At 72.1% G+C, this 24618-nt stretch carries 23 protein-coding genes; 4 read left to right on the top strand and 19 right to left on the bottom strand.

The window, feature by feature from the left end; all coding sequences use genetic code 11:
• Positions 1–28 precede the first annotated feature (28 nt).
• The 4 genes from C2L59_RS40015 to ggt all read right to left on the bottom strand — a co-directional run bounded on the left by C2L59_RS40015 (position 29) and on the right by ggt (position 4799).
• Positions 29–526: a flavoprotein gene (locus tag C2L59_RS40015; protein WP_103354781.1), complete on the bottom strand. Its 498-nt coding sequence runs from the start codon at positions 524–526 to the stop codon at positions 29–31.
• Positions 523–1947 carry an RsmB/NOP family class I SAM-dependent RNA methyltransferase gene (locus tag C2L59_RS40020; protein WP_103354782.1) on the bottom strand — a complete coding sequence of 475 codons (1425 nt, stop codon included), beginning with the start codon at positions 1945–1947 and terminating at the stop codon, positions 523–525. The genes C2L59_RS40015 and C2L59_RS40020 overlap by 4 nt, the downstream gene beginning before the upstream one ends.
• Positions 1944–2870 (bottom strand): methionyl-tRNA formyltransferase, encoded by a 927-nt coding sequence (gene fmt / locus C2L59_RS40025; RefSeq protein ID WP_103354783.1) that lies wholly within the window; start codon positions 2868–2870, stop codon positions 1944–1946. The genes C2L59_RS40020 and fmt overlap by 4 nt, the downstream gene beginning before the upstream one ends.
• A gap of 132 nt (positions 2871–3002) precedes the next feature.
• A complete protein-coding gene (ggt, locus tag C2L59_RS40030; protein ID WP_103354784.1) occupies positions 3003–4799 on the bottom strand; it encodes a gamma-glutamyltransferase in 1797 nt (598 codons plus the stop codon).
• Positions 4800–5003: 204 nt separating this feature from the next.
• Between ggt and C2L59_RS40035 the strand changes: the two genes are divergently transcribed.
• A complete protein-coding gene (locus C2L59_RS40035) occupies positions 5004–5804 on the top strand; it encodes a GH25 family lysozyme (protein WP_103354785.1) in 801 nt (266 codons plus the stop codon).
• Between the two features lie 78 nt (positions 5805–5882).
• Positions 5883–7235, top strand: a complete 1353-nt coding sequence (locus C2L59_RS40040) for a hypothetical protein (RefSeq protein ID WP_103354786.1) — start codon at positions 5883–5885, stop codon at positions 7233–7235.
• Positions 7236–7441: 206 nt separating this feature from the next.
• Here C2L59_RS40040 and C2L59_RS40045 read toward each other — a convergent pair whose 3' ends face one another.
• The 13 genes from C2L59_RS40045 to pyrR all read right to left on the bottom strand — a co-directional run bounded on the left by C2L59_RS40045 (position 7442) and on the right by pyrR (position 22266).
• Entirely contained in the window at positions 7442–9538 is a 2097-nt protein-coding gene (locus C2L59_RS40045; protein WP_103354787.1) for a primosomal protein N', read from the bottom strand.
• 286 nt (positions 9539–9824) lie between these two features.
• Positions 9825–11027, bottom strand: a complete 1203-nt coding sequence (gene metK / locus C2L59_RS40050) for a methionine adenosyltransferase (protein WP_199199576.1) — start codon at positions 11025–11027, stop codon at positions 9825–9827.
• A gap of 93 nt (positions 11028–11120) precedes the next feature.
• The gene (gene coaBC / locus C2L59_RS40055; RefSeq protein WP_199199562.1) at positions 11121–12341 is read right to left on the bottom strand and encodes a bifunctional phosphopantothenoylcysteine decarboxylase/phosphopantothenate--cysteine ligase CoaBC; all 1221 of its coding nucleotides are present in this window, start codon (positions 12339–12341) and stop codon (positions 11121–11123) included.
• Positions 12334–12603, bottom strand: a complete 270-nt coding sequence (rpoZ, locus tag C2L59_RS40060; RefSeq protein ID WP_072480291.1) for a DNA-directed RNA polymerase subunit omega — start codon at positions 12601–12603, stop codon at positions 12334–12336. The genes coaBC and rpoZ overlap by 8 nt, the downstream gene beginning before the upstream one ends.
• Positions 12600–13253: a guanylate kinase gene (gene gmk / locus C2L59_RS40065; protein WP_103354789.1), complete on the bottom strand. Its 654-nt coding sequence runs from the start codon at positions 13251–13253 to the stop codon at positions 12600–12602. The genes rpoZ and gmk overlap by 4 nt, the downstream gene beginning before the upstream one ends.
• Positions 13250–13567, bottom strand: coding sequence for an integration host factor, actinobacterial type (mihF, locus tag C2L59_RS40070; RefSeq protein WP_013224622.1), 318 nt, complete (start codon positions 13565–13567; stop codon positions 13250–13252). Before mihF ends, gmk begins: the two co-directional genes overlap by 4 nt.
• A gap of 107 nt (positions 13568–13674) precedes the next feature.
• A complete protein-coding gene (pyrF, locus tag C2L59_RS40075; RefSeq protein WP_103354790.1) occupies positions 13675–14523 on the bottom strand; it encodes an orotidine-5'-phosphate decarboxylase in 849 nt (282 codons plus the stop codon).
• Entirely contained in the window at positions 14520–17834 is a 3315-nt protein-coding gene (gene carB / locus C2L59_RS40080; RefSeq protein WP_103354791.1) for a carbamoyl-phosphate synthase large subunit, read from the bottom strand. The genes pyrF and carB overlap by 4 nt, the downstream gene beginning before the upstream one ends.
• Positions 17834–18955 (bottom strand): glutamine-hydrolyzing carbamoyl-phosphate synthase small subunit, encoded by a 1122-nt coding sequence (carA, locus tag C2L59_RS40085; protein WP_103354792.1) that lies wholly within the window; start codon positions 18953–18955, stop codon positions 17834–17836. Before carA ends, carB begins: the two co-directional genes overlap by 1 nt.
• Positions 18952–19446, bottom strand: a complete 495-nt coding sequence (locus tag C2L59_RS40090) for a transporter (RefSeq protein ID WP_103354793.1) — start codon at positions 19444–19446, stop codon at positions 18952–18954. Before C2L59_RS40090 ends, carA begins: the two co-directional genes overlap by 4 nt.
• Positions 19446–20732, bottom strand: a complete 1287-nt coding sequence (locus tag C2L59_RS40095) for a dihydroorotase (protein WP_103354794.1) — start codon at positions 20730–20732, stop codon at positions 19446–19448. Before C2L59_RS40095 ends, C2L59_RS40090 begins: the two co-directional genes overlap by 1 nt.
• The gene (locus tag C2L59_RS40100) at positions 20729–21661 is read right to left on the bottom strand and encodes an aspartate carbamoyltransferase catalytic subunit (protein WP_086841743.1); all 933 of its coding nucleotides are present in this window, start codon (positions 21659–21661) and stop codon (positions 20729–20731) included. Before C2L59_RS40100 ends, C2L59_RS40095 begins: the two co-directional genes overlap by 4 nt.
• Positions 21658–22266 (bottom strand): bifunctional pyr operon transcriptional regulator/uracil phosphoribosyltransferase PyrR, encoded by a 609-nt coding sequence (gene pyrR / locus C2L59_RS40105; RefSeq protein WP_103354795.1) that lies wholly within the window; start codon positions 22264–22266, stop codon positions 21658–21660. The genes C2L59_RS40100 and pyrR overlap by 4 nt, the downstream gene beginning before the upstream one ends.
• A gap of 248 nt (positions 22267–22514) precedes the next feature.
• On the opposite strand from pyrR, the gene C2L59_RS40110 reads away from it, so the two are divergent.
• Entirely contained in the window at positions 22515–23003 is a 489-nt protein-coding gene (locus C2L59_RS40110; RefSeq protein WP_003096372.1) for a transcriptional regulator, read from the top strand.
• A 195-nt stretch (positions 23004–23198) separates the two neighbouring features.
• The gene (locus C2L59_RS40115) at positions 23199–23558 is read left to right on the top strand and encodes a VOC family protein (protein WP_233223952.1); all 360 of its coding nucleotides are present in this window, start codon (positions 23199–23201) and stop codon (positions 23556–23558) included.
• 23 nt (positions 23559–23581) lie between these two features.
• On the opposite strand, the gene nusB is transcribed toward C2L59_RS40115, so the two are convergent.
• Complete coding sequence (gene nusB / locus C2L59_RS40120) at positions 23582–24037, bottom strand: transcription antitermination factor NusB (protein ID WP_103354797.1); 456 nt, start codon at positions 24035–24037, stop codon at positions 23582–23584.
• Positions 24037–24600, bottom strand: a complete 564-nt coding sequence (efp, locus tag C2L59_RS40125; RefSeq protein WP_103354798.1) for an elongation factor P — start codon at positions 24598–24600, stop codon at positions 24037–24039. Before efp ends, nusB begins: the two co-directional genes overlap by 1 nt.
• Positions 24601–24618: the final 18 nt, after the last annotated feature.

Raw genomic sequence — 24618 nt, forward strand, 5'->3', positions numbered from 1 at the left:
CCGATGCAGGATGAGGGCCGCCGCGGCCTCAGGGCAGCAGGTCGAGGGCCTCGGTCCACGGCCGCCGGACATCCAGGCGGTGCAGCGTCACCCCGGCGCCCTCGAGGGTGTCGAGGTGGCGCTGCCAGGCCGGGTGGTGCGCCCGGGTGTCCTGGATCTGGTACGCCACCACCACCGTGATCCCCGGCGCGCCCAGCACGTCGCCGAGGACCGTCAGCGCCTGGTTGTCCGCGATGCCCAGGGCCAGCTTCGCCACCGAGTTGGCCGAGGCCGGTGCGAACAGGAACACCGACGGGTCCGGGTGCGGCCGCGGCTCGCCCGGCAGCCGGGGCTCGCTGCGGACCGGGAGGTCGGTGGCCGCCGCCACCGCGTCGAGGGTGCCCGTGGACGTCAGCCAGCGGTGCGCCGTCGGGGTCAGGGTGATCGCCGGGCGCCAGCCGCGCTCGGCGGCGGGCCGGGCCAGCTCGGCGGCGAACCGGGCGTCCAGCCCGCCGCACGAGCAGGCGACCAGCCCGAGGTCCCTCACGGTTTGCGCAGCACGGCGCAGAACATCGCGTCCGTGCCGTGGCGGTGCGGCCACAGCTGGACGTACGGCCCGTCGCCGAGCTCCGGAACGCCCGGGAAGAACCCGCGCGCGTCCAGCACCTCGGCCTTCAGCCGCCGCGCCGTCTCCGCGAAGACGCCCTCCGTCTCGGCCAGGTGCGGCGAGCAGACGACGTAGGTGAGCGCGCCGCCCGGCCGCAGCAGGTCGTAGGCCGCGGTGATCAGCTCGCCCTGCAGCTTCGTCAGGTCCGCGACGTCGGACGGCTGACGGCGCCAGCGCGCCTCCGGCCGCCGCCGCAGCGCGCCGAGCCCGCTGCACGGCGCGTCGACGAGGATCCGGTCGTAGCCCGGCTCCAGGCCGCTCTCGCGCCCGTCACCGACGTGCACCTTCACCGGCAGGCCGCTCGTGGCCTTCTCGACGAGCTTCGCGCGGTGCGGCGCCTTCTCGACGGCGTCGACGGCCGCCCCGCTCGACGCCGCCAACGCACCGAGCAGCGCGGCCTTGCCGCCGGGGCCGGCGCACAGGTCGAGCCAGCGCTCGTCGGAGCCTTCGAGCGGCACCTTCGTCGCGGCGATCGCGCAGAGCTGGCTGCCCTCGTCCTGGACCGCGGCCAGCCGCTCGCGGACCGGCTCGGCGTCGGCCGGGTCTCCGGCGCCGGCGGGCAGGCGCACACCGTAGGGCGAGTAGGGCGCCGGGTCGCCGCCGGTGATCGCGGCGAGCTCGTCGGCGCTGATCTCGCCGGGACGGGCGACGAGGTGCACCTCGGGCCGCGCGTCGTCGGCTTCCAGGGCCGCCTTGAGCCCGGCACCCTTGTCGCCGAGCGCTTCGGCGAACGACCGGGCGATCCAGCGCGGGTGCGCGGTGCGCAGCGCGTAGGCGCCGATGGGGTCGGCCGCCTCGTCCGGCGCGAGTTCGTCGAGCCAGGCCGCTTCGTCCTTTTCGGACACCTTACGCATGATGGCGTTCGCGAAACCCGTGGCCCAGGAACCGGCTTCCGCCCGCACCAAGTCCACAGTGGACGTCACCGCGGCGTGCTCGGGGATGCGCGTGCGCAGCAGCTGGTAGACGCCCAGGCGCAGCGCGTCGAGCACCGCCGGATCCGTTTTGGCCAGCGGGCGCTCGGCGCAGGACTCGATGACCGCGTCGAGCAGGCCCTGCGCCCGCGACGTGCCGTACGTCAGTTCGGTGGCCAGGGCCGCGTCCCGGCCGGTGATCCGCCGCTCGCGCAGCAGGTCCGGCAGGACGAGGTTGGCGTAGGCGTCCTTCGTCCGGACGGCCGCGAGGACGTCGAACGCGGCCTGCCGGGCCGGGTCGACCTCCGGCGGGCGGCGCGGCCCCTCCTTGCGCGGTGCCGGACGGCCCCGCTGCGGCCGTGACGGACGTCGTTCCCTGTGGTCGTTCACCGGAGGCGCTCTCCCTGGTCGATCCTCGTACCGCGGGCCCAGTCGGTGGCCGCCATCCGTTTCTTGCCGGGTGCCTGGACGTCGCCGAGCCGCAGCGGCTTCGTCGCCGTCCCGACCAGCACCCGTTTGCGCTCGACGACGATCTCGCCCGGCGGCGGGCCGGGTTCGTCGAGCACCGTGACCGGGCCGAGCTTGAACCGCTCGCCCCGGAACTCCGCCCACGCCCCGGGTTCCGGGGTGACCGACCGGATGTGCCGGTCGACCGCCGAGGCCGGGTCGGCGAAGGACACCCGCGCGTCCTCGACGGTCACCTTGGGCGCGTAGCTGAGCCCTTCGGCGGGCTGCTCCCGCGCGACGAGGCTGCCGTCGGCGAGACCGTCCATGGTGGACAGCAGCAGCTTGGCCCCGGACTCCGCGAGCCGCCCGAGCAGCGCGCCGGCGGTGTCGGTGGCCCCGATCGCCTCGGTGACGACGCCGTAGACGGGGCCGGCGTCCAGTTCCTTGACGATCCGGAAGGTCGAGGCGCCGGTGATCTCGTCCCCGGCGCGGATCGCGGCCTGCACGGGCGCGGCGCCGCGCCACGCGGGCAGCAGCGAGAAGTGCAGGTTCACCCAGCCCAGCCGCGGGATGTCGAGCGCGGCCTGCGGCAGCAGCGCCCCGTAGGCGACGACCGGGCAGGCGTCCGGCGCGAGCTCGGTGAGCCGCGCGAGAAAGGCCGGGTCACCGGCGCGCGAAGGAGTGAGGACCTCGATGCCGTGCTCGTCGGCGAGGGCACCGACGGGCGACCGCACGACGCGGCGGCCACGCCCGGCCTGCGCATCGGGCCGCGTGACGACGGCGACGACCTCATGACGTCCGGAATCGAGCAGGGCGCGCAGGGCGGGGACCGCGGGGTCGGGAGTGCCGGCGAAGACGAGCTTCATCGGCCCACCCCCGGCGGAAGCAGGGTTTCAGGTGGCTGGAACATCGGAGCTGAGTCTAGAAGGCCCCCTTCGGCCGGGCGCGCCCAGTGCCCGCCTCCCCCGGACCGGGAAAGGCGGGCCCGACCGCAGGCCCTACCAGCGCGCCGGCCACACCACCTGCGCCGCGCCCTGGCCCCGCCGCACCAGTTCCGCCGCCGCCAGCCACCGTCCGTCCCGCAGCCGCTCCACGCCGGTCGCCGCGCCGATCTCCGCCGGCGCCGTCGAGAAGCCCTGGCCGCGGGCCCGCAGTTGCGGCGTCTCCGGCTGGTCCAGGAACGCCTGCTCCACCTGCGCCGCCGCCGAGTTGCGCTGCGACGCCCGCGGGGCCGCGATCGCGTCCTCCAGCGACAGCCCCCGGTCCAGCCGGCCCAGGACCACCTGCAGCACCGTCGTGATGATCGACGCCCCGCCCGGGGAGCCCGTGGCGAAGAACGGGCGGCCGTGGTCCAGGACGATCGTCGGGGCCATCGACGAACGCGGGCGCTTGCCGGGGCCCGGGAGGTTCGGGTCCGGGACCCCCGGCGTCACCGGGGTGAACGAGAAGTCCGTCAGCTCGTTGTTGAGCAGAAACCCGCGGCCCGGCACCACGATGCCGCTGCCGCCCTCCTGCTCGATCGTCAACGTGTACGCCACCACGTTGCCCCATTTGTCCGCCACCGTCAGGTGCGTCGTGTTCTCGCCCTCGTACGGGGTAGGCGCGGCCGCCGTGCCCGCCGCGCACGGGGCCGGGTGGCGGGGGTCGGCCGGGGCGACCGGGCTGGTGGCCGCCTTGTCCTTCGAGATCAGGCACGCGCGGCTGTCCGCAAACCGCCGGCTCAGCAGCTCGCGCGCCGGCACGTCGACGAAGGCCGGGTCGCCGATCCAGCGGTTGCGGTCGGCGAACGCGAAGCGGGTCGACTCCAGGAAGTACTGCAGGTAGTCGGCCTTGCTCGCGTGCTTCAGGTCGAAGTTCTCGAGGATGTTGAGCGCCTCGCCGACGGTCAAGCCGCCCGACGACGGCGCCGGCATGCCGTAGACGTCGAGCCCCTCGTAGCGCGCGTGGGTCGGGTCGCGCTCGATGGCGCGGTAGGCCGCGATGTCCGCCGTCGTGAGCCGGCCCGGCCGGACCTTCAGCGTCGAGGCCGGGTCGACCGGCGGCTGCTGCACCGTCTTGGCGATGTCCGCGCCGATCGGGCCGCGGTACAGCGCGTCGGCGCCGTGGCGTTCGAGCTGCGCGTACGTGGCGGCCAGGTCGGGGTTCCGGAACACGGTCCCGGGGGCCGGCGGCGCGCCGCCCGGCAGGTACAGCGACCGCGTCGACGGGAACGCGGCGAAGCGGGCCGCGTTGTTCGCGATCTGCGTCTGGAACGTCTGGTCGACGACGAAACCGGAGCGCGCGAGGTTCTCGGCCGGCTTCAGCGACTTGGCCAGGGACCGCGTCCCCCACTTGCGCAGGGCCTCGGCCCACGTCGCGGGCGTGCCGGGCACGCCGACGCTCAGCCCGCTGGTGACCGCGTCGGCGAAGGGCAGCGGCTGGCCGTTCTCGACGAAGAGGTTCTCGTCGGCGGTCTTCGGCGCCGTCTCGCGGCCGTCCAGGGTGTGCACGCGGTGGGTCTTGGCGTCGTAGTAGACGAAGAACCCGCCGCCACCGACCCCGGCGGAAAACGGGTCGGTGACGCCGAGCGCGGCGGCGACCGCGACGGCCGCGTCGACGGCGTTCCCGCCGTCGCGCAGCACCTGGGTGCCGATCGCGGTGGCGTCGGCGTCGATGCTGGCGACGGCACCGCCGAAACCGACGGCGACCGGCGACTTCGGGGTGGGTGTCGCGGCGACGGCGGGGGCGGCCACCCCGGCGGTGAGCGCGGCGGCGACGGCCAGGACGAGCGTGGTGCGGCTCCGGTGCGCGGGCATGCGGGCGAGTCTGCCCCTTGAACTGCCCCGCTTCAAGACGCCAAGGGGGCCGAAAAACCCCTATTGTCAACTTTTCACACACTTTAGGGGTCAGGGAAATTAAATCACATGGAGCAGTGACGTTCCGGCATGCCCTGTAACACAATCGTGCGGCGCGGCCTGCACACCGCGCATAGCGAGGGCAACCGGAAGGAACAACCGAAGATGACTGCACCCAGACGGACGTGGCGCCGCCTGCTCGCCGCCGCGCTCACGGTCTCGGCCTCCCTGCTGGTCGTGACGGCCGGCAGCGCCGGCGCCGCACCGGAGACCGACAACCACGAGATGGGCGCCTCGATCCGCGCCCACGACGGCGTGGCCCCGGCCGGGCTCGCGCCGGCGGCGGTGGCCGCGAGCGTCCCCGGCATCGACGTGAGCTCCTACCAGGGCAACGTCAACTGGGCGTCGTACTGGAGCGCGGGCAAGAAGTTCGCCTACGTCAAGGCGACCGAGGGCACCGGCTACCAGAACGCGTACTTCAGCCAGCAGTACACGGGGTCGTACAACGTCGGCATGATCCGCGGCGCGTACCACTACGGCCGCCCGGACACCTCGGGCGGCGCGGCACAGGCCGACTACTTCGTCGCCCACGGCGGCGGCTGGTCGAAGGACGGCAAGACCCTGCCGGGCACGCTCGACATCGAATGGGGCCCGAACAACGCCTGCTACGGCAAGACGCCGGCGCAGATGGTGGCGTGGATCAAGGCGTTCAGCGACGAGTACCACGCGAAGACGACCCGCTGGCCGGTGATCTACACGGCGACGAGCTGGTGGAGCCAGTGCACCGGCAACACGGGCGACTTCAGCTCGACGAACCCGCTGTGGGTGGCGCGCTACGCGTCGTCGGCGGGGACACTGCCGTACAACTGGGGCTTCTACACGTTCTGGCAGTACAGCTCCTCGCCGATCGACCAGGACACGTTCAGCGCGGACATCACGCGCCTGAAGGTGCTCGCGACCGGCTGACCCGACCAAAGCGGGTTCCGTGGGGGACGCGGTCGGCGCAAGACTCGACCGCGTCGCCCACGACGTGGAGGGAAACCCGTGCGCCTGACCGCCTTGCTCCCCCTGCTCGCCGCCGTTCCGCTGGCCGCCTTCCCTACCACCGCCGCGGCCGCGCCCGGCTGCTTCGACCCGGCCGCCGCGCTGACCGTCGAGGAACACCGCCTGACCGCGTCCCTGCCGGCGGGCGGTCCCGCCGTCGGCCCCGAACTCGTCCGGCTGGCCGGGCTCGACCCGCTCGTCGCCGAGGTGAAGCGCGACCTGTGCGCGGCCCGCACACCGCGCCGCGCCGCACGCGTCGTCACGCAGGCCGGCGACCGGCTGTGGCGGACGGCCGTCGACCGCGCCCAGGGCCGCCGCCCGGACCTCGGCACGCTCGACCGGTTCGACGACCGGCCGCTGTACTGGGCGCGGCTGCAGCTGAGCAGCGCGATCCGGCAGTGGCGGCCGCCGTTCCCGGTGGTGGACCGGACCACTTTGCTCACGGCGTTCGACCGGGGCTCACGCGGCCTCGACGACGTGCGGTTCCCGCCCGGGAAGACCCGGCGCGTCATGGTGAGCGGCTTCGACCCGTTCCAGCTCGACGGCACCGGTATCCGGATCTCCAACCCGGCCGGGGCGTCCGCGCTGCAGCTGGACGGGCGGGTCCTGGACACGCCGTCGGGCCCGGCGGTGGCGCAGGCGGTGAGCTTCCCGGTGGTGTGGGGCTACTTCGACGAGGGCATCGTGGAAGCGGCGTACGGCGAAGCGTTGCGCGACCGCGCCCGGCGGCCGGACGCGATCGTGACGATCAGCCAGGGCCGCCCCGGCCGGTTCGACATCGAGCGCTGGGCCGGCGCCTGGCGCGGCGGCTTCCCGGACAACGACAATGCGTCGGTGACGGGCGGCGTCCCGCCGGCGGCGGGCTGGCCGCAGCCGGACGTCCAGTTCATCGAGACGACGCTGCCGTACGCGCGGATGCTGGCGGTGACGGGTGCCTACCCGGTCGATTTCAACCAGGCGTTCTGCGTGTGGCCGGACGCTTCGCAGCCGGGCGCGGGCACACCGGTGTGCCGCTCGGACGCCCCGGCACCGGGCGAAATCGCGGCTTCCGGCGGCGGCGGCAACTACCTGTCCAACGAGTCCCAGTACCGCAGCAATCGCCTGCGCCTCGGCCTCGGGTTGACGGCGTTGCCGGGCGGCCACCTGCACACACCGGTGCTGGGCCAGCCGACGGCCCCGGACACCCTGACGGACGCGGACTTCGAGGCCCGACGGCAGGCGATCGCGTCCGAGGTGGTCTCACTGGTCACGGCCGCCGCCGACGGAACCCGGACGCCGGCCGTTCCGCCGCGCGCCACGCAGTCCCCGCGCGCCACGCTGGAATCCCTGCCGGGCACGGTCCTGCCCGGCTGAGCCCGTAATGCCCCGCCGATCACGCGAGTTCCGTCTCCGATCACGCGAGTTCCGTGCTCGATCACGCGAGATCCGTCTCCGGTCACGCGAGATCCGTGCTCGATCACGCGAGTACGGAGTTCCGCCCGGGAAACCGCTGTGCGGCAACGGGCATCTCGCGTGACTGGACGGGCATCTCGCGTGATCGGGGGGGCACCACGGGGTTTCTAGATGAGGTCCAGAGGATCCAGCTGGATGCGGATCGGTTCCGTGGCCTTCTTGGCGTCGCGGCGGGCCGCCGCCGCGTGGATCGACGCCGCCAATGCCTTGCCCTCCGCGCGGGAGACGCGGACCAGGGCGCGCTCGCGGTCCGCGTTGCCCTCCTCGTCGACCTCGCCGATCGGGACCGGGCCCAGGACCTCGCCGGACGGTGGGAGGGGCAGGTCCGCCAGGAGGACGGCCACCGCGTCCGGGCTGCCCTCGACGCTCGCCATCCGCATGGCCGGGGGGAAGCCCAGCTCGCGCCGCTCCGCCAGTTCCTGGCCCGCGTGCCACGCCGGGTCCCAGCGGACCAGGGCCTGGACCACCGCCAGGCCCGCCTCGGCGCCGACGATCACGCGGCCGCCCGCCGAGGCCGGCCGGACCAGGGCCGCCGCCGCCATCCAGCGGCGCAACGTCTCCTCGCCCGCCCGGAGGTCCTGGCGGCCCAGCAGGGCCCAGCCGTCCAGCAGGAGCGCCGCGCCGTAGCCGCCTTCGGCCACCGGTTCGGCTCCCGGGGTGCACACCACCAGCGCCGGTTTGCCCGGCACCGATTCGAGGACCTCCGCCGCGCCGGACGTGCGGACCGGGATGCCCGGGAACGCGCGGCCGAGTTCCTCCGCCGTGCGCTTCGCGCCGACGATCACCGCGCGCAGCCGGACCGATCCGCAGGCCGTGCAGCGGAACGCCGTTTCCGGGACGCCGCACCAGCGGCACGCCGGGGGCCGGGGCTGCCCGTCGAGCGAGCCGCCGGGCAGGGCCAGCGGTCCCGCGCAGCGGCGGCAGTGGGCGGGTGTCCGGCAGTTGCCGCAGGCCAGGCCGGGCACGTATCCCCGCCGCGGCACCTGGACCAGCGCCGGGAGGTCCGCCGCGAACGCCTGCCGGGCCGCCTCGAACGCCACCGCCGGCAGGCGCGCCACGCGGGCGGCCTCGTCGCGGGCGACGTCGAAGTCCTCGCCCACCGGCGTGACGCGCGGGGCCGCGGACCGCAGCGTCGCGCGGTCGGCCAGGACCGGCACCGCCCAGCCGGACTCGACCAGCAGCTGGGCCTCGGCCGTCCGGGCGAACCCGCCGGCCAGCAGCGACGCCTTCGCCGCGTGCGCGCGGTCCATCAGGACGTCCCGGACGTGCGGGTACGGCGCGTGCTGGTCGAGGTGCAGGTCGTCGCCGTCGTCCCAGATGACGAACAGCCCGGGGTCGTGGACCGGCGCGAACATCGCCGCGCGCGTCCCGACGACCACCCGCACCGCGCCGCGCAGCACGGCGAGCCAGCGCCGGTACCGCTCCGCTGGCCCGAGCCCGGCGATCAGCGCGACCACGGCCTCCTCGCCCAGCAGCGCCGCGCACGCGTCGTGCACCCGGGTCAGGTCGCGGTGGTCCGGCACCACCAGCACCGCGCCCCGCCCGGCCGCCGCCACGGTCCCGGCCGCCTCGGCGAGCCGGCGCGGCCAGTCCTCGCCCGGCAGGGCCTGCCAGACGGCGTTCGCGGGTTTGCCCTCGGCGAGGGCCTCCAGGAACGCCGGGCCACGCTGGTAGCGGGCCCAGGCCGCGGTGTCCGGGGCCGCCGGAACCGCCGCGGGCGGCAGCGGCGGCTCGCCCTCGGCCTTCGCGTGCCGCGGCGGGATCGCGAGCCGCAGGACGTCGGACAAGGTGCCGCCGTAGCGATCGGCGACCGACCGGCAGAGCGCGTGCAGTGACGGCGGCAGCACCGGCTCGGCCGAGGTCACGCGGTCCAGGAAGGCCAGCTTGCTGCCGTAGTCGCTGGTTTCGCCGCGCTCGACCAGGTAGCCGTCGACCAGCTGCCCGGCGAACCGGACGCGGACGCGGCACCCCGGCACGGCGGTCTCGTGCAGCTTCTCGGGCACGAGGTAGTCGAAGGTGCGGTCCAGGTGGGCCAGCGGGATGTCGACGACGATCCGCGCGACCGGCCGCTCGGGCGCGGGCGACTGCGCACCCTTCGCCTTCTGGCCGGGCTTCGGCGCTTTCCGGGCGCGCGAGGGCGCCGCCTTCGGCGAAGGCGGCTTCTCCGGGAGCTCCCAGAGGGCAGCGGGCTCGGAACTGCTCACCCGGAGATCTCTACCAGACCCCACCGACACCGCGGCCGGTCAGGCCACGGTGAACACCCTGCCGCAACCGAGCGCCCCAATGTGGCGTTGGTTGCGTCGGATGCACCCAATGTGGCGTTGGTTGCGTCGGACGCACCCAATGTGGCGTTGGTTGCGTCGGACGCACCCAATGTGGCGTTCGGTGCGTTGGACGCACCGAACGCCACATTGGGGCGCTTGAGGAAAGGCCGGGCACGAGGAAGGCCACCCCGGGCGAACCGCGGGGTGGCCTTCACCGGATCGTGCGTCAGGCGCCCGCTGCGGCCTTGAGGGCCTCGGCGCGGGCCGTGCTCTCCCAGGGCAGGCCGAGCTCCGGGCGGCCGAAGTGGCCGTACGCCGCCGTCGGGGCGTAGATCGGGCGCAGCAGGTCGAGGTCGCGGATGATCGCCGCCGGCCGGAGGTCGAAGACCTCGATGATGGCCTGCTGGATCTTCGACGGGTCGACCGTCTCGGTGCCGAACGTCTCGACGAACAGACCCACCGGGGCCGCCTTGCCGATCGCGTACGCGACCTGCACCTCGGTCCGCTGGGCCAGGCCCGCGGCGACGACGTTCTTGGCCACCCAGCGCATCGCGTACGCCGCGGACCGGTCGACCTTGGACGGGTCCTTGCCGGAGAACGCGCCGCCGCCGTGGCGGGCCATGCCGCCGTAGGTGTCGACGATGATCTTGCGGCCGGTCAGGCCCGCGTCGCCCATCGGGCCGCCGATGACGAACCGGCCGGTCGGGTTGACCAGCAGGCGCGCGCCGGAGGTGTCGATGCCCAGGCTCTCGATCTCCGGGCCGACGACGTGCTCCTTGACGTCGACGCTGAGCATCCGCTCCAGGTCGATGCCGTCGGCGTGCTGCGAGGAGACGACGACCGTGTCGAGGCGGACCGGCTGGTCGCCGGCGTACTCGATGGTCACCTGGGTCTTGCCGTCCGGGCGCAGGTACGGCAGCACGCCGTCCTTGCGGACCGCGGTCAGCCGCTTGGAGAGCCGGTGGGCCAGCGCGATCGGCAGCGGCATCAGCTCGGGGGTGTCCGAGCAGGCGTAGCCGAACATCAGGCCCTGGTCGCCGGCACCCTGGCGGTTGATCTCGTCCTCGTCCGACTCGACCCGCGACTCGTACGCGGTGTCGACGCCCTGCGCGATGTCGGGCGACTGCGAACCGATCGCGACGTTGACGCCGCACGAGTTGCCGTCGAAGCCCTTGGCGGAGGAGTCGTAGCCGATCTTGAGGATGACGTCGCGGACGATCGTCGGGATGTCGGCGTAGGCCTCGGTCGTCACCTCGCCGGCCACGTGCACCTGGCCGGTCGTGATCAGGGTTTCGACCGCGACGCGGCTGCGCGGGTCCTTCGACAGCAGGCCGTCGAGGATCGAATCGCTGATGGCGTCGCAAATCTTGTCGGGGTGCCCTTCGGTCACCGACTCCGAGGTGAACAATCTGCTGCTAGACGCGGTCACGGTGGCCGTCACTTCCTCACCTTGTCGTCGGATGCCCGGGTACTTAGGCACCCCTTACCTGTGCAAGCGTACTGACTATCGCTCGGGGGACGGTCAACGCTTCATGAAGCTCACAACAGCGTCCCACAGACTGGACGCAAGTTCGGCTTTCTGCACGAGAGGTAGGGGTATTTCCCTAGCATCGGCGCCCAGCAGCCAGCCCGAATTGTCCTCGGTGCCGAACGCCTTGCCGTCGCCCACGGCGTTGACGACCAGCAGATCCGCGCCCTTGCGCTTCAGTTTCGCGCGGGCGTGGTCGAGCACGCTGCCGTGTTCGTCGCCGGTTTCCGCGGCGAATCCCACGACGACCTGCCCGGGACGCCGGTTCTGCACCAATTCCGCGAGAATGTCGGCGTTGCGGTCGAGCGTGATCACCGGGTCCGGCTGGTCGTCGGACTTCTTGATCTTGTGCTCGGCCCGGTCCGCCGGCCGGAAGTCGGCGACCGCGGCGGCCATCACGACGACGTCCGCGGTCCGGGCCGCGGCGTGCACCGCCTGCCGCAGCTGCTCCGCCGTCGAGACGCGCTCGACCACCGCGCCCGCCGGGTCCGGCAGCGCGACCGTGTGCGCGGCGACCAGGGTGACGTCGGCGCCGCGCTGGGCGGCCACCCGGGCCAGCGCGTAGCCCTGCTTGCCGGACGAGCGGTTGCCCAGGTAGCGGACCGGGTCGAGGGGCTCGCGGGTGCCGCCGGCCGAAATCACCACGCGGACGCCTTCGAGGTCGCGCGGGAGGGCGTCGGGGCGGGCCAGCAGCAGCTTGGCCAGGTCGACGATCTCGGCGGGGTTCGCCAGCCGGCCCTTGCCGGTGTCGGCGCCGGTCAACCGGCCGGCGTCGGGCTCGGTGACGACCATCCCGCGTGAGCGCAGCAGGGCCACGTTGGCGCGGGTCGCCGGGTGCTCCCACATCTCCGTGTGCATCGCCGGGAAGAAGGCGACCGGGCACCGGGCGGTGAGCAGGGTGTTCGTCAGCAGGTCGTCCGCGAGGCCGTGGGCGGCCTTGGCGAGCAGGTTCGCCGTGGCCGGGACGACCAGGACGAGGTCGGCTTCCTTGCCGACGCGGACGTGCTGGACCTCGGGCACCTCGGTGAACACGCCCGTGTGCACCGGGTGCCCGGAGAGGGCTTCGAAGGTCGCCGCGCCGACGAAGTTCAACGCGGCTTCGGTGGGGACCACGCGGACGTCGTGACCGGACTCGGTCAGCCCGCGCAGCACCTCACATGCCTTGTAGGCGGCGATGCCGCCGCCCACGCCCAGGACGACGCGGGGTTTACTCACCCTCGGTGTGCTCGAGCAGGCCGCCGTGGATCTCGCGCAGCGCGATCGAGAGCGGCTTCTCGCGCGGGCCCGGCTCGACGAGCGGGCCGACGTACTCCAGCAGACCCTCGCCCAGCTGGGCGTAGTAGTCGTTGATCTGGCGGGCGCGCTTGGCCGAGTAGATCACCAGCGCGTACTTCGAGCTGACCTTTTCGAGCAGGTCGTCGATCGGGGGGTTGGTGATGCCCTCGAGCTCTTCGGTCAAGGCTACCTGGCTGGTCACGCGGGGTGCTCCGAATCTTCGGCAGACTGTTCAGTAATCAAGTTTAGCAAGTGCTCCGCGGCCTCCCGCACGTCGGCGTTGACGAGGCGGTGGTCGAACTCCCCCGCCGCCGCCAGCTCGCGCTCCGCTTCGGCCAGCCGGGCCTGCACGGCGGCCTCGTTTTCGGTGCCGCGCCCGGTGAGCCGGCCGACCAGTTCCTCCCACGACGGCGGCATCAGCATCACCAGCCGGGCTTCCGGCATGGCCGCGCGGACCTGGCGGGCGCCCTGCAGCTCGATCTCCAGGACGGCCGGGCGGCCCTCGGCGAGGGCCTTCTCGACCGGCTCACGGGGCGTGCCGTAGCAGTTGCCGGCGAACTCGGCCCACTCGAGGAGCCGGCCGTCGGCGACCATCGCGTCGAACTCCGCGCGGTCGACGAAGTGGTAGTGCGCCCCGTCGACTTCGCCGGGGCGTGCCTTGCGCGTGGTGACCGAGACGCTGAACCAGACGTCGGGCTCCAGCTTCCGCAGCTCGCCCACCACGCTCGACTTCCCGACCCCCGAAGGCCCCGATACGACGGTGAGCCGGTGCCGGGGGAAGTCCCCCGTCACCGGCTCACTGCCGCGGTCGGCGCCCCGGTTCACCGGGTAGTCACGACCGGCGCCGTTCACTCGCCGCTGAACTCGGCCAGCAGCGCCTTGCGCTGCCGGTCGCCGAGGCCGCGAAGGCGACGGCTGGGGGCGATCTCCAGTCGTTCCATGGTCTGCTGCGCGCGGACCTTGCCGACGCCCGGGAGGGCCTCGAGCAGAGCCGAAACCTTCATCTTGCCGAGGACTTCGTTCTCCTCGGCCTGCTTCAGCACGTCGACCAGAGTGGTACCGCCCCGCTTCAGCCGCTCCTTCAGCTCAGCACGGATCTTGCGAGCGGCGGCGGCCTTCTCCAGCGCCGCAGCGCGCTGTTCCTCTGTCAGCTGGGGAAGTGCCACGTTTTCCTCCGGTAGTTCTCAAAACTGGGTGGGTGACGCGACGGTACCCACCCGTGAGCACCGGCCACAATGCGGGGGTGCCTGGTGGGACCCCGTTCCGGGCCCTGCTATTGGCCGTTTTCCTGCGGGTCGGCCAGCAGTTCGGCGACCCGTTCGACCGCTTGGCGCAAAGCCCGTTGCTCCGGACCGTGCTTCAGGATGTCCCGGGACGACGCGGGCAGCACGCCCGGGAGTCCCGCCCCGAAAAGGGCGTTCAAATCGGCCACAGTGGCTCCCTGGGCGCCGAAACCGGGCGCCAGCACCGGACCGTTCAGCCGCGAGAGCTCGAGTTCTCCCGCCGGAACGGTGGCGCCGACGACCACACCCACATCGCCGAGCGGTTCCGCTCCGTCGTTGAGTGCCGCCGCCGAGTCGACGATCGCCTGCGCCACGGTGCGCCCGTCGGGCAGCTTCGCGTTCTGCACCGCGGCCGCTTCGGGGTTCGAAGTCCGCGCAAGCACGAAGATGCCGCGCCCCGCCGAGACCGCGGTGGCGGCGCACTGCTCCAGCGAGCCGAACCCGAGGTACGGCGAGACGGTGATGGCGTCGGCCGCGATCGCCGCGCCGTCGGCGACGTACGCGGCGGTGTAGGCCGCCATCGTCGAGCCGATGTCGCCGCGCTTGACGTCCAGCAGCACCAGCGCGCCGGCGTCCCGGGCGGTCCCGACCACTCGTTCCAGCACCCGGACACCGGCCGCGCCGAAACTTTCGAAGAACGCCGACTGCGGCTTCACGATCGCCGCGCGGGCCGCCAGGACCTCCGTGGCGGACAGCGCGAACCGTTCCAGGCCCGCGGCGTCCACCGGCAGCCCCCACGCCTCGAGCAGGCCCGGGTGGGGGTCGATCCCGGCGCACAGCGGGCCGCGGGCCGCGACGGCCTTGGCCAGCCGCGCCCCGAACCGCTCTCCCCCGCTCACGACTTCGCCTTCAGCGCCGCCTGGAGCTCCTGCAGCGACCGGACGCCGATGTCCCCGCGGATCAGCGCCTCGATGCCGTGCACGGCCGCCGCGGCGCCCTGGACGGTCGTCACGCACGGGATGTCGCGCGACACGGCCGCGGTGCGGATTTCGTAGCCGTCGACGCGCGGACCGCTGTTCCCGTAGGGCGTGTTGATCACCATGTCGACGCCGCCGTCGAGGATGACGTCCACGATGTTCGGCTCGGCTTCGGTCGAGCCCTCGTAGTGCTTGCGCACCACCGTGCAGGCGATCCCGTTGCGCCGCAGCACTTCCGCGGTGCCCGAGGTGGCGAGGATCTCGAAGCCGAGGTCCGCGAGACGCTTCACCGGGAACACCAGCGAACGCTTGTCGCGGTTGGCCACCGAGACGAACACCCGGCCGGACGTCGGCAGCGAGCCGTAGGCGCCGCTCTGCGACTTGGCGAACGCCTTGCCGAAGTCGACGTCCACACCCATCACCTCGCCGGTGGACTTCATCTCCGGGCCCAGCAGCGAATCGACGCCGTGCCCTTCGGGCGTGCGGAAGCGGTGGAACGGCAGGACCGCTTCCTTGACCGCGACCGGCGAGTCGGCCGGCATCTGCCCGCCGTCGCCCTCGGCCGGCAGGACACCGCTCTCGCGCAGGTCCTTGACCGTCGAACCGGTCATGATCAGCGCGGCGGCCTTGGCCAGCGGCACCGCCGTCGCCTTGGACACGAACGGCACCGTCCGCGACGCCCGCGGGTTGGCCTCCAGGACGTACAGGACGTCGTCCTTGAGCGCGTACTGGACGTTCAGGAGCCCGCGCACGCCCACGCCCCGCGCGATCGCCTCGGTGGAGCGGCGGACGGCCTGCAGGTCGGTGTGGCCGAGGGTGATCGGCGGCAGCGCGCACGAGGAGTCACCGGAGTGGATCCCGGCTTCCTCGATGTGCTCCATGACACCGCCGAGGTAGAGCTCCTCGCCGTCGAACAGCGCGTCGACGTCGATTTCGATGGCGTCGTCGAGGAACCGGTCGACGAGCACCGGGTGCTCCGGTGTGACTTCGGTGGCGCGGCGGATGTAGCCGGCCAGGGTCTCCTCGTCGTAGACGATCTCCATGCCGCGGCCACCGAGCACGTAGGACGGCCGGACGAGCACCGGGTAGCCGATCTCGTCGGCGATCCGCTTGGCGCCCTCGAAGGACGTCGCCGTGCCGTAGCGCGGCGCGGGCAGGCCCGCGTCGGTGAGAACTTCGCCGAACGCGCCGCGGTCCTCGGCGAGGTTGATCGCCTCGGGCGGCGTCCCGACCACCGGGACACCGGCGTCGGCGAGCTTCTTCGCCAAGCCCAGCGGGGTCTGGCCACCGAGCTGGACGATCACGCCGGCGACCGTGCCGGACGCCTGCTCGGCGTGCACGACCTCGAGGACGTCCTCGAAGGACAGCGGTTCGAAGTACAGCCGGTCGGACGTGTCGTAGTCGGTGGACACGGTTTCCGGGTTGCAGTTGACCATGACGGCCTCGAACCCGGTCTCCCGCAACGCGATCGCCGCGTGCACGCAGGAGTAGTCGAACTCGATGCCCTGGCCGATCCGGTTCGGGCCGCTGCCGAGGATGAGCACCTTCGGCTTGTCCGACTGGACGGCCACTTCGGACTGCGCGTCGGGGTCGGACTCGTAGGCCGAGTAGTGGTACGGGGTCTTGGCCGCGAACTCGGCCGCGCAGGTGTCGACGGTCTTGAAGACCGGCCGCACGCCGAGCCGGTGCCGCAGCGCGCGGACGCCGTCCTCGCCCGCCAGTTCCGGCCGCAGCGCGGCGATCTGACGGTCGGACAGGCCGGTGCGCTTGGCGCGGCGCAGCAGATCGCCGTCCAGCACCGGTGCGTCACGGACTTCGGCGCCCACTTCGCCGATCAGGGCGATCTGGTCGATGAACCACGGGTCGATGCCGGACGCTTCGTGCACCTGCTCGACGGTGGCGCCGAGCCGCAGAGCACGCTCCACTTCGTACAGCCGGCCTTCCTTCGGCGTGCGCAGCGAGTCCAAAGTGGACTCCAGCGTGACGCCTTCGGGGTCGGGCAGGGTCCAGAAGCCGGTCGCCTTGGTCTCGATCGAACGCATCACCTTGCCGAGCGCCTCGGGGAAGCTGCGGCCGAACGACATCGCCTCGCCGACGCTCTTCATCGTCGTGGTCAGCGCCGGGTCGGCGCCCGGGAACTTCTCGAAGGCGAACCGCGGCATCTTGACGACGACGTAGTCCAAAGCGGGCTCGAACGCCGCCGGCGTTTCGCCGGTGATGTCGTTCCGGATCTCGTCGAGCGTGTAGCCGATGGCGAGCTTCGCCGCGATCTTGGCGATCGGGAAGCCGGTGGCCTTCGACGCCAGCGCGGAGCTTCGCGACACACGCGGGTTCATCTCGATGACGACCATCCGGCCGTCGGCCGGGTTGATCGCGAACTGGATGTTGCAACCGCCGGTGTCGACGCCGACCTCGCGCAGCACGGCGATGCCGACGTCCCGCATCACCTGGTACTCGCGGTCGGTGAGGGTCATCGTCGGCGCGACGGTGACCGAGTCGCCGGTGTGCACGCCCATCGCGTCGACGTTCTCGATCGAGCAGACGACCACGACGTTGTCGTGCTTGTCGCGCATCAGCTCGAGCTCGTACTCCTTCCAGCCGAGCACGCTCTCCTCGATGAGCACCTCGGTGACGGGCGACTCGGCGAGCCCGGTGGAGGCGAGCCGCTCGAGGTCCTCGGGCGTGTGCGCCATGCCGGACCCGAGCCCGCCCATGGTGAACGACGGCCGGATGACGACCGGGAGCCCGAGTTCCTCGACGGTGTCGCGGACCTCGTCCATGTCGTGGCAGACGCGGGAGCGCGGGACCTCGGCACCGATGGTGCGCACGATGTCCTTGAACTTCTGCCGGTCCTCACCGCGCTGGATGGCGTCGATGTCGGCACCGATCAGCTCGACGCCGTACTTGTCGAGCACGCCGCGCTCGTGCAGGGCGACCGCGCAGTTGAGCGCGGTCTGCCCGCCGAGCGTGGCGAGCAGCGCGTCAGGACGTTCTTCGGCGATGACCTTCTCGACGAAGTCGGGGGTCACCGGCTCGATGTAGGTGGCGTCGGCGAACTCGGGGTCGGTCATGATGGTGGCCGGGTTCGAGTTCACCAGGGACACGCGCAGGCCTTCGCTGCGCAGCACCCGGCAGGCCTGGGTACCGGAGTAGTCGAACTCCGCGGCCTGCCCGATCACGATCGGCCCGGAGCCGATCACCAGCACGTGCTGGATGTCCGTCCTCTTCGGCATCAGGCCTTCTTCTCCATGAGCGAAACGAATTCGTCGAACAGGGGGGCCGCGTCGTGCGGGCCGGCCGCGGCTTCGGGGTGGTACTGGACCGAGAACGCCGGGACGTCCAGCGCCCGGACGCCCTCCACCGTGTCGTCGTTGGGGCAGTAGTGGCTGATCTGCGCCCCACCGAATGGGGACTCGAAGCGCTGGCCCGGCTCGCCTTCGAGGGCGAACCCGTGGTTCTGGGCCGTGATGGCCACCGACCGGGTGGCCACGTCGATCACCGGGATGTTGATGCCGCGGTGGCCGTAGCGCATCTTGTACGTCCCGAGGCCGAGCGCGCGGCCGAGGACCTGGTTGCCGAAGCAGATGCCGAACAGGGGTATCTCGCGGCCCAGGACCTGCTTGGTCAGCTCGGTCGCGTGGGTCGTCGTCGCCGGGTCGCCGGGGCCGTTGGACAGGAACACGCCGTCCGGCTCGATCGCCAGCACGTCTTCCAAGGAAGCGGACGAGGGCAGGACGTGCACCTCGATGCCGCGCTTGATCATCTGGCGCGGGGTGTTGGACTTGATGCCCAGGTCCAGCGCGACCACCCGGAAGCGAACATCTCCGGACGGCGAGACCACGTACGGCTGAGGCGTCGAAACCTGGCCGGCCAGGTCCGCGCCTTCCATCTTCGGGCCGGCGAGCACCGAAGCGACCATGTCGTCGACCGTGCCGAGCGCGTCGCCGGAGAACACCCCGGCGCGCATGGCGCCGACCTCGCGCAGGTGCCGGGTCAGCGAGCGGGTGTCGACCTCGGCGATGCCGACGATCCCCTGGCGCACCAGCTCGTCGTCGAGCGAGCGCTGGGAGCGCCAGTTGGACGGCGTGCGTGCGGGGTCGCGCACCACGTAGCCGTTGACCCAGATCTTCGAGGACTCGTCGTCCTCGTCGTTCCAGCCGGTGTTGCCGATCTGCGGGGCGGTCTGCACCACGATCTGCCCGTGGTAGGACGGGTCGGTCAGCGTCTCCTGGTAACCGGTCATGCCGGTGCAGAACACCGCCTCGCCGAGGGTTCGCCCCTGCGCGCCGTAGGCAGCGCCGCGGAACACCCGGCCGTCTTCGAGTACCAGTGCGGCCTGAGCGCGCGCGTTCACTGGGCACCTCCCTTGATCTTGAGCTGTTCGATCCACTGTGGATAGTCGTCGAGGTCGTCGCCGCGGAAGCCGGTGTCGAGCTCGGTGTCACCGAGCCGCCAGGTGATGACCAGCAGCGCGTCCGTGCCCATCACCTTCCCGGCGATCTTCGTGTCGCGCCGGACGCCGGTCACCGCTTCGCGCGGGATCCAGAAGTCGGGCGCTCCCCCGCGCTCGACGGCGATGCCGCCGTCGTGCAGCCGCCAGGAAGCGGAAGTCCGCAGTCCCGCGCCGCGGGTGACGACCCGGTTCTGCCACTCCTCCGCGAACGTCGTGGCGAGGTAGACGCCGGTGGACTCCAGCAGCACCGCACCGGCGTCGCCGGGGACGGCCGGGAACGGCGGCACCTGCACGCTCTGCGAGCGGGCCTTGCGCCGCCAGCCGACGTACATGCCCCACAGGCAGAGCAGGAAGAAGGCGAAGATCGCCAGCACGAGCCAGAAGCGCTCCATCAGCAGATCTTCCCGTCCCGCGCGGTGATCCGCCCGCGCAGCAGCGTCGCGGTCACCACGCCGGGCAGCCGCATTCCCTCGTACGGGGTGTTGGCCGCGATGCTGGCCAGCTCCACGCCCCGGACCGTCCACCCGGCGTCCGGGTCGACCAGGGCGAGGTTCGCCGGCTCGCCGACGGCGATCGGGCGGCCCTGGTCGGCCAGGTTGCCGATCTCGGCGGGCCGCTCGCTCAGCACGCGGGCGACGCCGCGCCAGTCGAGCAGGCCGGTACGGACCATCGTCTCGGTCACGATGGAGAGCGCGGTCTGCAGCCCGAGCATGCCCGGCCGGGCCGCGCTCCACTCGGTGTCCTTGTCCTGCACCGCGTGCGGCGCGTGGTCGGTGGCGACGCAGTCGATGGTCCCGTCGGCCAGCGCCGCTCGCAGCTTTTCCGCGTCGGATCCGGTGCGCAGCGGCGGGTTCACCTTGTTCACCGGGTCGTAGGTGGCCAGGCGCTCGTCGGTGAGCAGCAGGTGGTGCGGGGTGACCTCGGCCGACACCTTCGTGCCGCGGTCCTTGGCCCAGCGCAGCACGTCCGCCGTGCCCGCCGTCGAGACGTGGCAGACGTGCAGCCGCGCGTTCGCGTGCAGGGCCAGCAGGCAGTCGCGGGCCACGATGGACTCTTCCGCGGCGGCGGGCCAGCCGGTGTAGCCGAGCCGGGCCGCGCGCTCGCCTTCGTGCGCCTGGGCGCCGACGGTCAGCCGCGGCTCCTCGGCGTGCTGCGCGATGACGACGTCGAGCGCGGTCGAGTACTCCAGCGCCCGGCGCATCAGCAGCGGGTCGGCGACGCAGAGGCCGTCGTCGGAGAACACCTTCACCCGGGCCTGCGAGTTCGCCATCGTGCCCAGCTCGGCGAGCTTCTCGCCCTTGAGCCCGACGGTGACCGCCCCAACGGGGTGGACGTCGACCAGGCCGACCTCCTGCCCGCGCCGCCAGACGTGGTCGACGATCACCGCGTTGTCGGCGACCGGGTCGGTGTTGGCCATCGCGAACACCGCGGTGTAGCCGCCGAGGGCCGCCGCGGCCGAGCCGGTTTCGATCGTCTCGGTGTCCTCGCGGCCGGGTTCGCGCAGGTGGGTGTGCAGGTCGACGAAGCCGGGCAGCAGGATCTGCCCCGCGGCTTCGACGACCGAAGCGTCTTCCGGGACGTCGACGGCGCCGATCGCGGTGATCACGCCGTCCTCGATCAGGACGTCGACGGGATCGCCTTCGCCGTAGGGCCGGGCGCCCTTGATCACGGTGCTCACGCGGCGGCTCCTTCGCTGGCCAGGAGGTGGTAGAGGACCGCCATGCGCACGTGGACGCCGTTGCGGACCTGTTCGGTGATGGCCGAGGCCGGGGAGTCGGCGACCGCCGAAGCGATCTCCATCCCGCGCAGCATCGGGCCGGGGTGCAGGACGACCGCGTGGTCCGGCAGCAGCTTCTGCCTCCGTTCCGAGAGGCCGTACGCAATGGAGTACTCCCGCGCCGACGGGAAGAAACCTCCATGCATGCGTTCCGCCTGGACCCTCAGCATCATCACGGCGTCGACGGCGGGCAGCTCGGCGTCGAGGTCGTGCGAAACGGTCACCGGAAGGCTTTCGACGCCGTAAGGCAGCAACGTCGGCGGCGCGACGAGTACGACTTCGGCGCCCAGGGCGGAAAGCAGGTGGATGTTCGACCGGGCGACCCGGCTGTGCAGGACGTCCCCGACGATGGCGATCCGGCGGTCCTTCAGCGACCCGAGCCGCTCCCGCAGGGTCGCCGCGTCGAGCAGCGCCTGGGTCGGGTGCTCGTGGGTGCCGTCGCCGGCGTTGACCACGGACGTGCCCGGTTCGGCGAGCCACTCCGAGAGCCGCTGGGCGGCGCCGCTGGCCGGGTGGCGGACGATCACGCAGTCGGCGCCCGCGGCGGCCAGCGTCAGCGCGGTGTCCCGCAGGGATTCGCCCTTGTTGACCGAGGAGCTGGACGCGGAGACGTTGATCACGTCGGCGCTCATCCACTTCCCCGCGATCTCGAACGACACCCGCGTGCGCGTCGAGTTCTCGTAGAACAGGGTGATGACCGTGCGGCCGCGCAGCGTCGGCAGTTTCTTGACCTCGCGGCCGAGCAGCGTGTGTTTCAGCTCGTCGGCGGTGTCGAGCACGGCCGTGGCCAGCGCCGGGTCCAAGCCGTCGGTGGCGAGCAGGTGCTTCACGAGTCCTCTCCAGGGGCTTCCGCGGCTTCCGCCGGTCGCAGCAGGACGGCGTCGCGGCCGTCGATCTCGGCCAGCAGGACGGAGACGCCTTCGGTGCGGGCGGTGGGCACGTTCTTGCCCACGTAGTCGGCGCGGATCGGCAGCTCGCGGTGACCGCGGTCGACCAGGACGGCCAGCTGGACCGCGCGCGGGCGGCCGTGATCACGCAGGGCATCGAGCGCGGCCCGGATCGTGCGGCCGGAGAAGAGCACGTCGTCGACCAGGATCACGACGCGGTCGTCGATGCCGTCGGGCGGCAGCTGCGTCTGTTCGAGCGCGCGCGGCGGGCGGCGGCGGAGGTCGTCCCGGTAGAGGGTGACGTCGAGGGCGCCGGTGGGCGGGCGGACCCCGGAGAACTCGCCGATCTTGCCGGCCAGGCGGGCCGCGAGCGGCGTGCCCCGGGACGGGATGCCGAGCAACACGGGCGGGGTAGTGCTCTCCGCACCGTTCGCGGTCTTTTCGATGACCTGATGGGCCATTCGGGCGATCGTGCGCGCGACGTCGCCGGCCGTCAGGAGCTCGCGCTCCCCGGCCGAACCAGCCGCGTCACGGGGACGTGACGACAAACCGGACTCCTTCCCCGCCTCGCCGGACGGGTCCTTAAAGGACGTCTGTTCCCCTGCTGGTCGGGGCTTTCCCACCGACAGTAGCAGGCACTTTGCTCAGCCTTCCGGGTGGTGTGGCGTGATTCGCGACAAGCTCCTGCTTGACCTGGTGACAACAATGCGTAACCATTACTCTGAGTATTCGACTCAGCGAGTCCCCCGGCCCGGTCACCCCGACCGGGAGGGGGTGAAGAACGGAGAACGACCAGATGGGCGATTACGCCAAGGCGCTCGGGGCCAAGCTCCGCGGGATCCGCCAGCAGCAGGGCCTGTCCCTGCACGGGGTCGAGCAGAAGTCCGGTGGGCGCTGGAAGGCCGTCGTCGTCGGCTCGTACGAGCGTGGCGACCGCGCCGTCACCGTGCAGAAGCTGGCCGAGCTGGCCGACTTCTACGGTGTGCCGGTGGTCGAGCTGCTGCCCGAGGGCCGGGTCCCCTCCGGTGCCGAGCCCGCCACCAAGATCGTGATCAACCTGGAGCGCCTGCAGCAGCTGCCGGCCGAAAAGGTGGGCCCGCTGGCCCGCTACGCGGCGACGATCCAGAGCCAGCGCGGCGACTACAACGGCAAGGTGCTCTCGATCCGCACCGAGGACCTGCGGTCCCTGGCGATCATCTACGACATGACCCCGGGCGAGCTGACCGAGCAGCTCATCGACTGGGGCGTCCTGCCCCCGGAGGCGCGGCCCTCCAAGGAGGACTGATCGCCGGTGTGCTGTACCGACGCAGTGAGCGTTCCCCGGTGGGGCACCGGAGACGCTCACTGACTCGTCGGGGGGCTCGTTCGGGGGCGAGCCCTGCTCGCGGAGAGCGCGAGCCGCGCTCACTCCACCGTTTTCTGCGGCGCGTTAGGGTGGCCCATGCCCTTGAGCGCGTACCAAGTCAGAGCTTCGATCGCCGTGTCCGACATTCACCGGGCGGTCGAGTTCTACGAAGGCCGGCTCGGCCTGCGGGCGCTGCAGTCCGGCCCGAGCGCCCACGTCGCCGACGGCAGCCGGACCTACGGATCCGGTGGCGGACCGGCCCTGAACGTGTACCAGTCCGTTACCGCCGGGAAGAGCCCGGCCACCCTCGCGACCTGGTACGTCGACGACCTCGACGAGATCGTCGACGAACTCACCTCGGCCGGCGTCGAGTTCACCCGCTACGACCAGCTCGAACACGACGCGAAGGGGATCACGGCCCGGGCCGGCGGCGGGCGTATCGCCTGGTTTCAGGACCCGGACGGCAACACCTTCGCCATCGAAGCCGACGTCTGAGAGGGCATGAACTCCGGCCGCTCCTAGAGAACCGCGCGCAGGCGGTCGGCGATGGTGCCGATCCGGCCCAGGACGCCGTTGACGAACCGCGGCGAGTCGTCCGTGGACAGTTCCTTCGCCAGGCCGACGGCCTCGTCGATCGCGACCGGGTCCGGCACGTCCTCGGCCCAGAGCAGCTCGTAGACCCCGACCCGCAGCACGGCGAGGTCGACCTTCGGCATCCGCTCCAGGGTCCAGCCCTGCGCGTGCTCGGCCAGCAGCTCGTCGATCCGGGCCTTCCGGCCGGTGACGCCCTCGACCAGGCTGATCGTGTAGTCCGCGATCGGATCGACCTCCGTCGCGCCGACCCGGTCGGCCAGCAGCGTCACCGCGTCGGTGTCGCGCTGCGCGGCCTCGTACAGCATTTCCACCGCGCGGCGGCGCGCCTGACGGCGGCTGATCGCGCCGCCGCGGTTCGGGTGGGGTTTCGACGTCGGCATCAGCTGGAGACGCGGCCCAGGTAACGGCCGTCGCGGGTGTCGACCTTGATCTTCTCGCCGGTGGACAGGAACAGCGGGACCTGGATCTCCGCGCCGGTCTCCAGCGTGGCCGGCTTGGTGCCGCCGGTGGAGCGGTCGCCCTGCAGGCCCGGGTCGGTGTGCTGGATGACGATCTCGACCGAGGTCGGGAGCTCGATGTAGAGCGCCTCGTTCTCGTGCACCGCGACCTGGACCTCGGTGTTCTCGAGCATGTAGTTGGCGTTGTCGCCGACGACCGCGGCCTGGACCGTGATCTGGTCGTAGGTGTCGCCGTCCATGAAGACGAAGTCGGCGCCGTCCTTGTACAGGTACGTCATGTTCCGGCGGTCCACCGTGGCCGTGTCGACCTTCGTGCCCGCGTTGAACGTCTTGTCGACCACCTTGCCGGTGAGCACGTGCTTGAGCGTGGTGCGCACGAAGGCGCCGCCCTTGCCGGGCTTGACGTGCTGGAACGCGGTGACGGTCCAGAGCTGGCCGTCCAGGTTGAGGACGAGCCCGTTCTTCAGGTCGTTGGTCGTGGCCACGAGCTTGCTGTCTCCTGT

Source organism: Amycolatopsis sp. CA-128772 (assembly GCF_002904295.1).
Lineage (GTDB): Bacteria > Actinomycetota > Actinomycetes > Mycobacteriales > Pseudonocardiaceae > Amycolatopsis.

What these genes read in the sequence shown, in the direction of transcription:
- fmt (WP_103354783.1), bottom strand. Translation starts at nt 2,870, where the DNA reads ATGAAGCTCGTCTTCGCCGGCACTCCCGACCCCGCGGTCCCCGCCCTG.
- ggt (WP_103354784.1), bottom strand. Translation starts at nt 4,799, where the DNA reads ATGCCCGCGCACCGGAGCCGCACCACGCTCGTCCTGGCCGTCGCCGCC.
- C2L59_RS40110 (WP_003096372.1), top strand. Translation starts at nt 22,515, where the DNA reads ATGGGCGATTACGCCAAGGCGCTCGGGGCCAAGCTCCGCGGGATCCGC.
- C2L59_RS40090 (WP_103354793.1), bottom strand. Translation starts at nt 19,446, where the DNA reads ATGGAGCGCTTCTGGCTCGTGCTGGCGATCTTCGCCTTCTTCCTGCTC.
- carB (WP_103354791.1), bottom strand. Translation starts at nt 17,834, where the DNA reads ATGCCGAAGAGGACGGACATCCAGCACGTGCTGGTGATCGGCTCCGGG.
- nusB (WP_103354797.1), bottom strand. Translation starts at nt 24,037, where the DNA reads ATGCCGACGTCGAAACCCCACCCGAACCGCGGCGGCGCGATCAGCCGC.
- C2L59_RS40035 (WP_103354785.1), top strand. Translation starts at nt 5,004, where the DNA reads ATGACTGCACCCAGACGGACGTGGCGCCGCCTGCTCGCCGCCGCGCTC.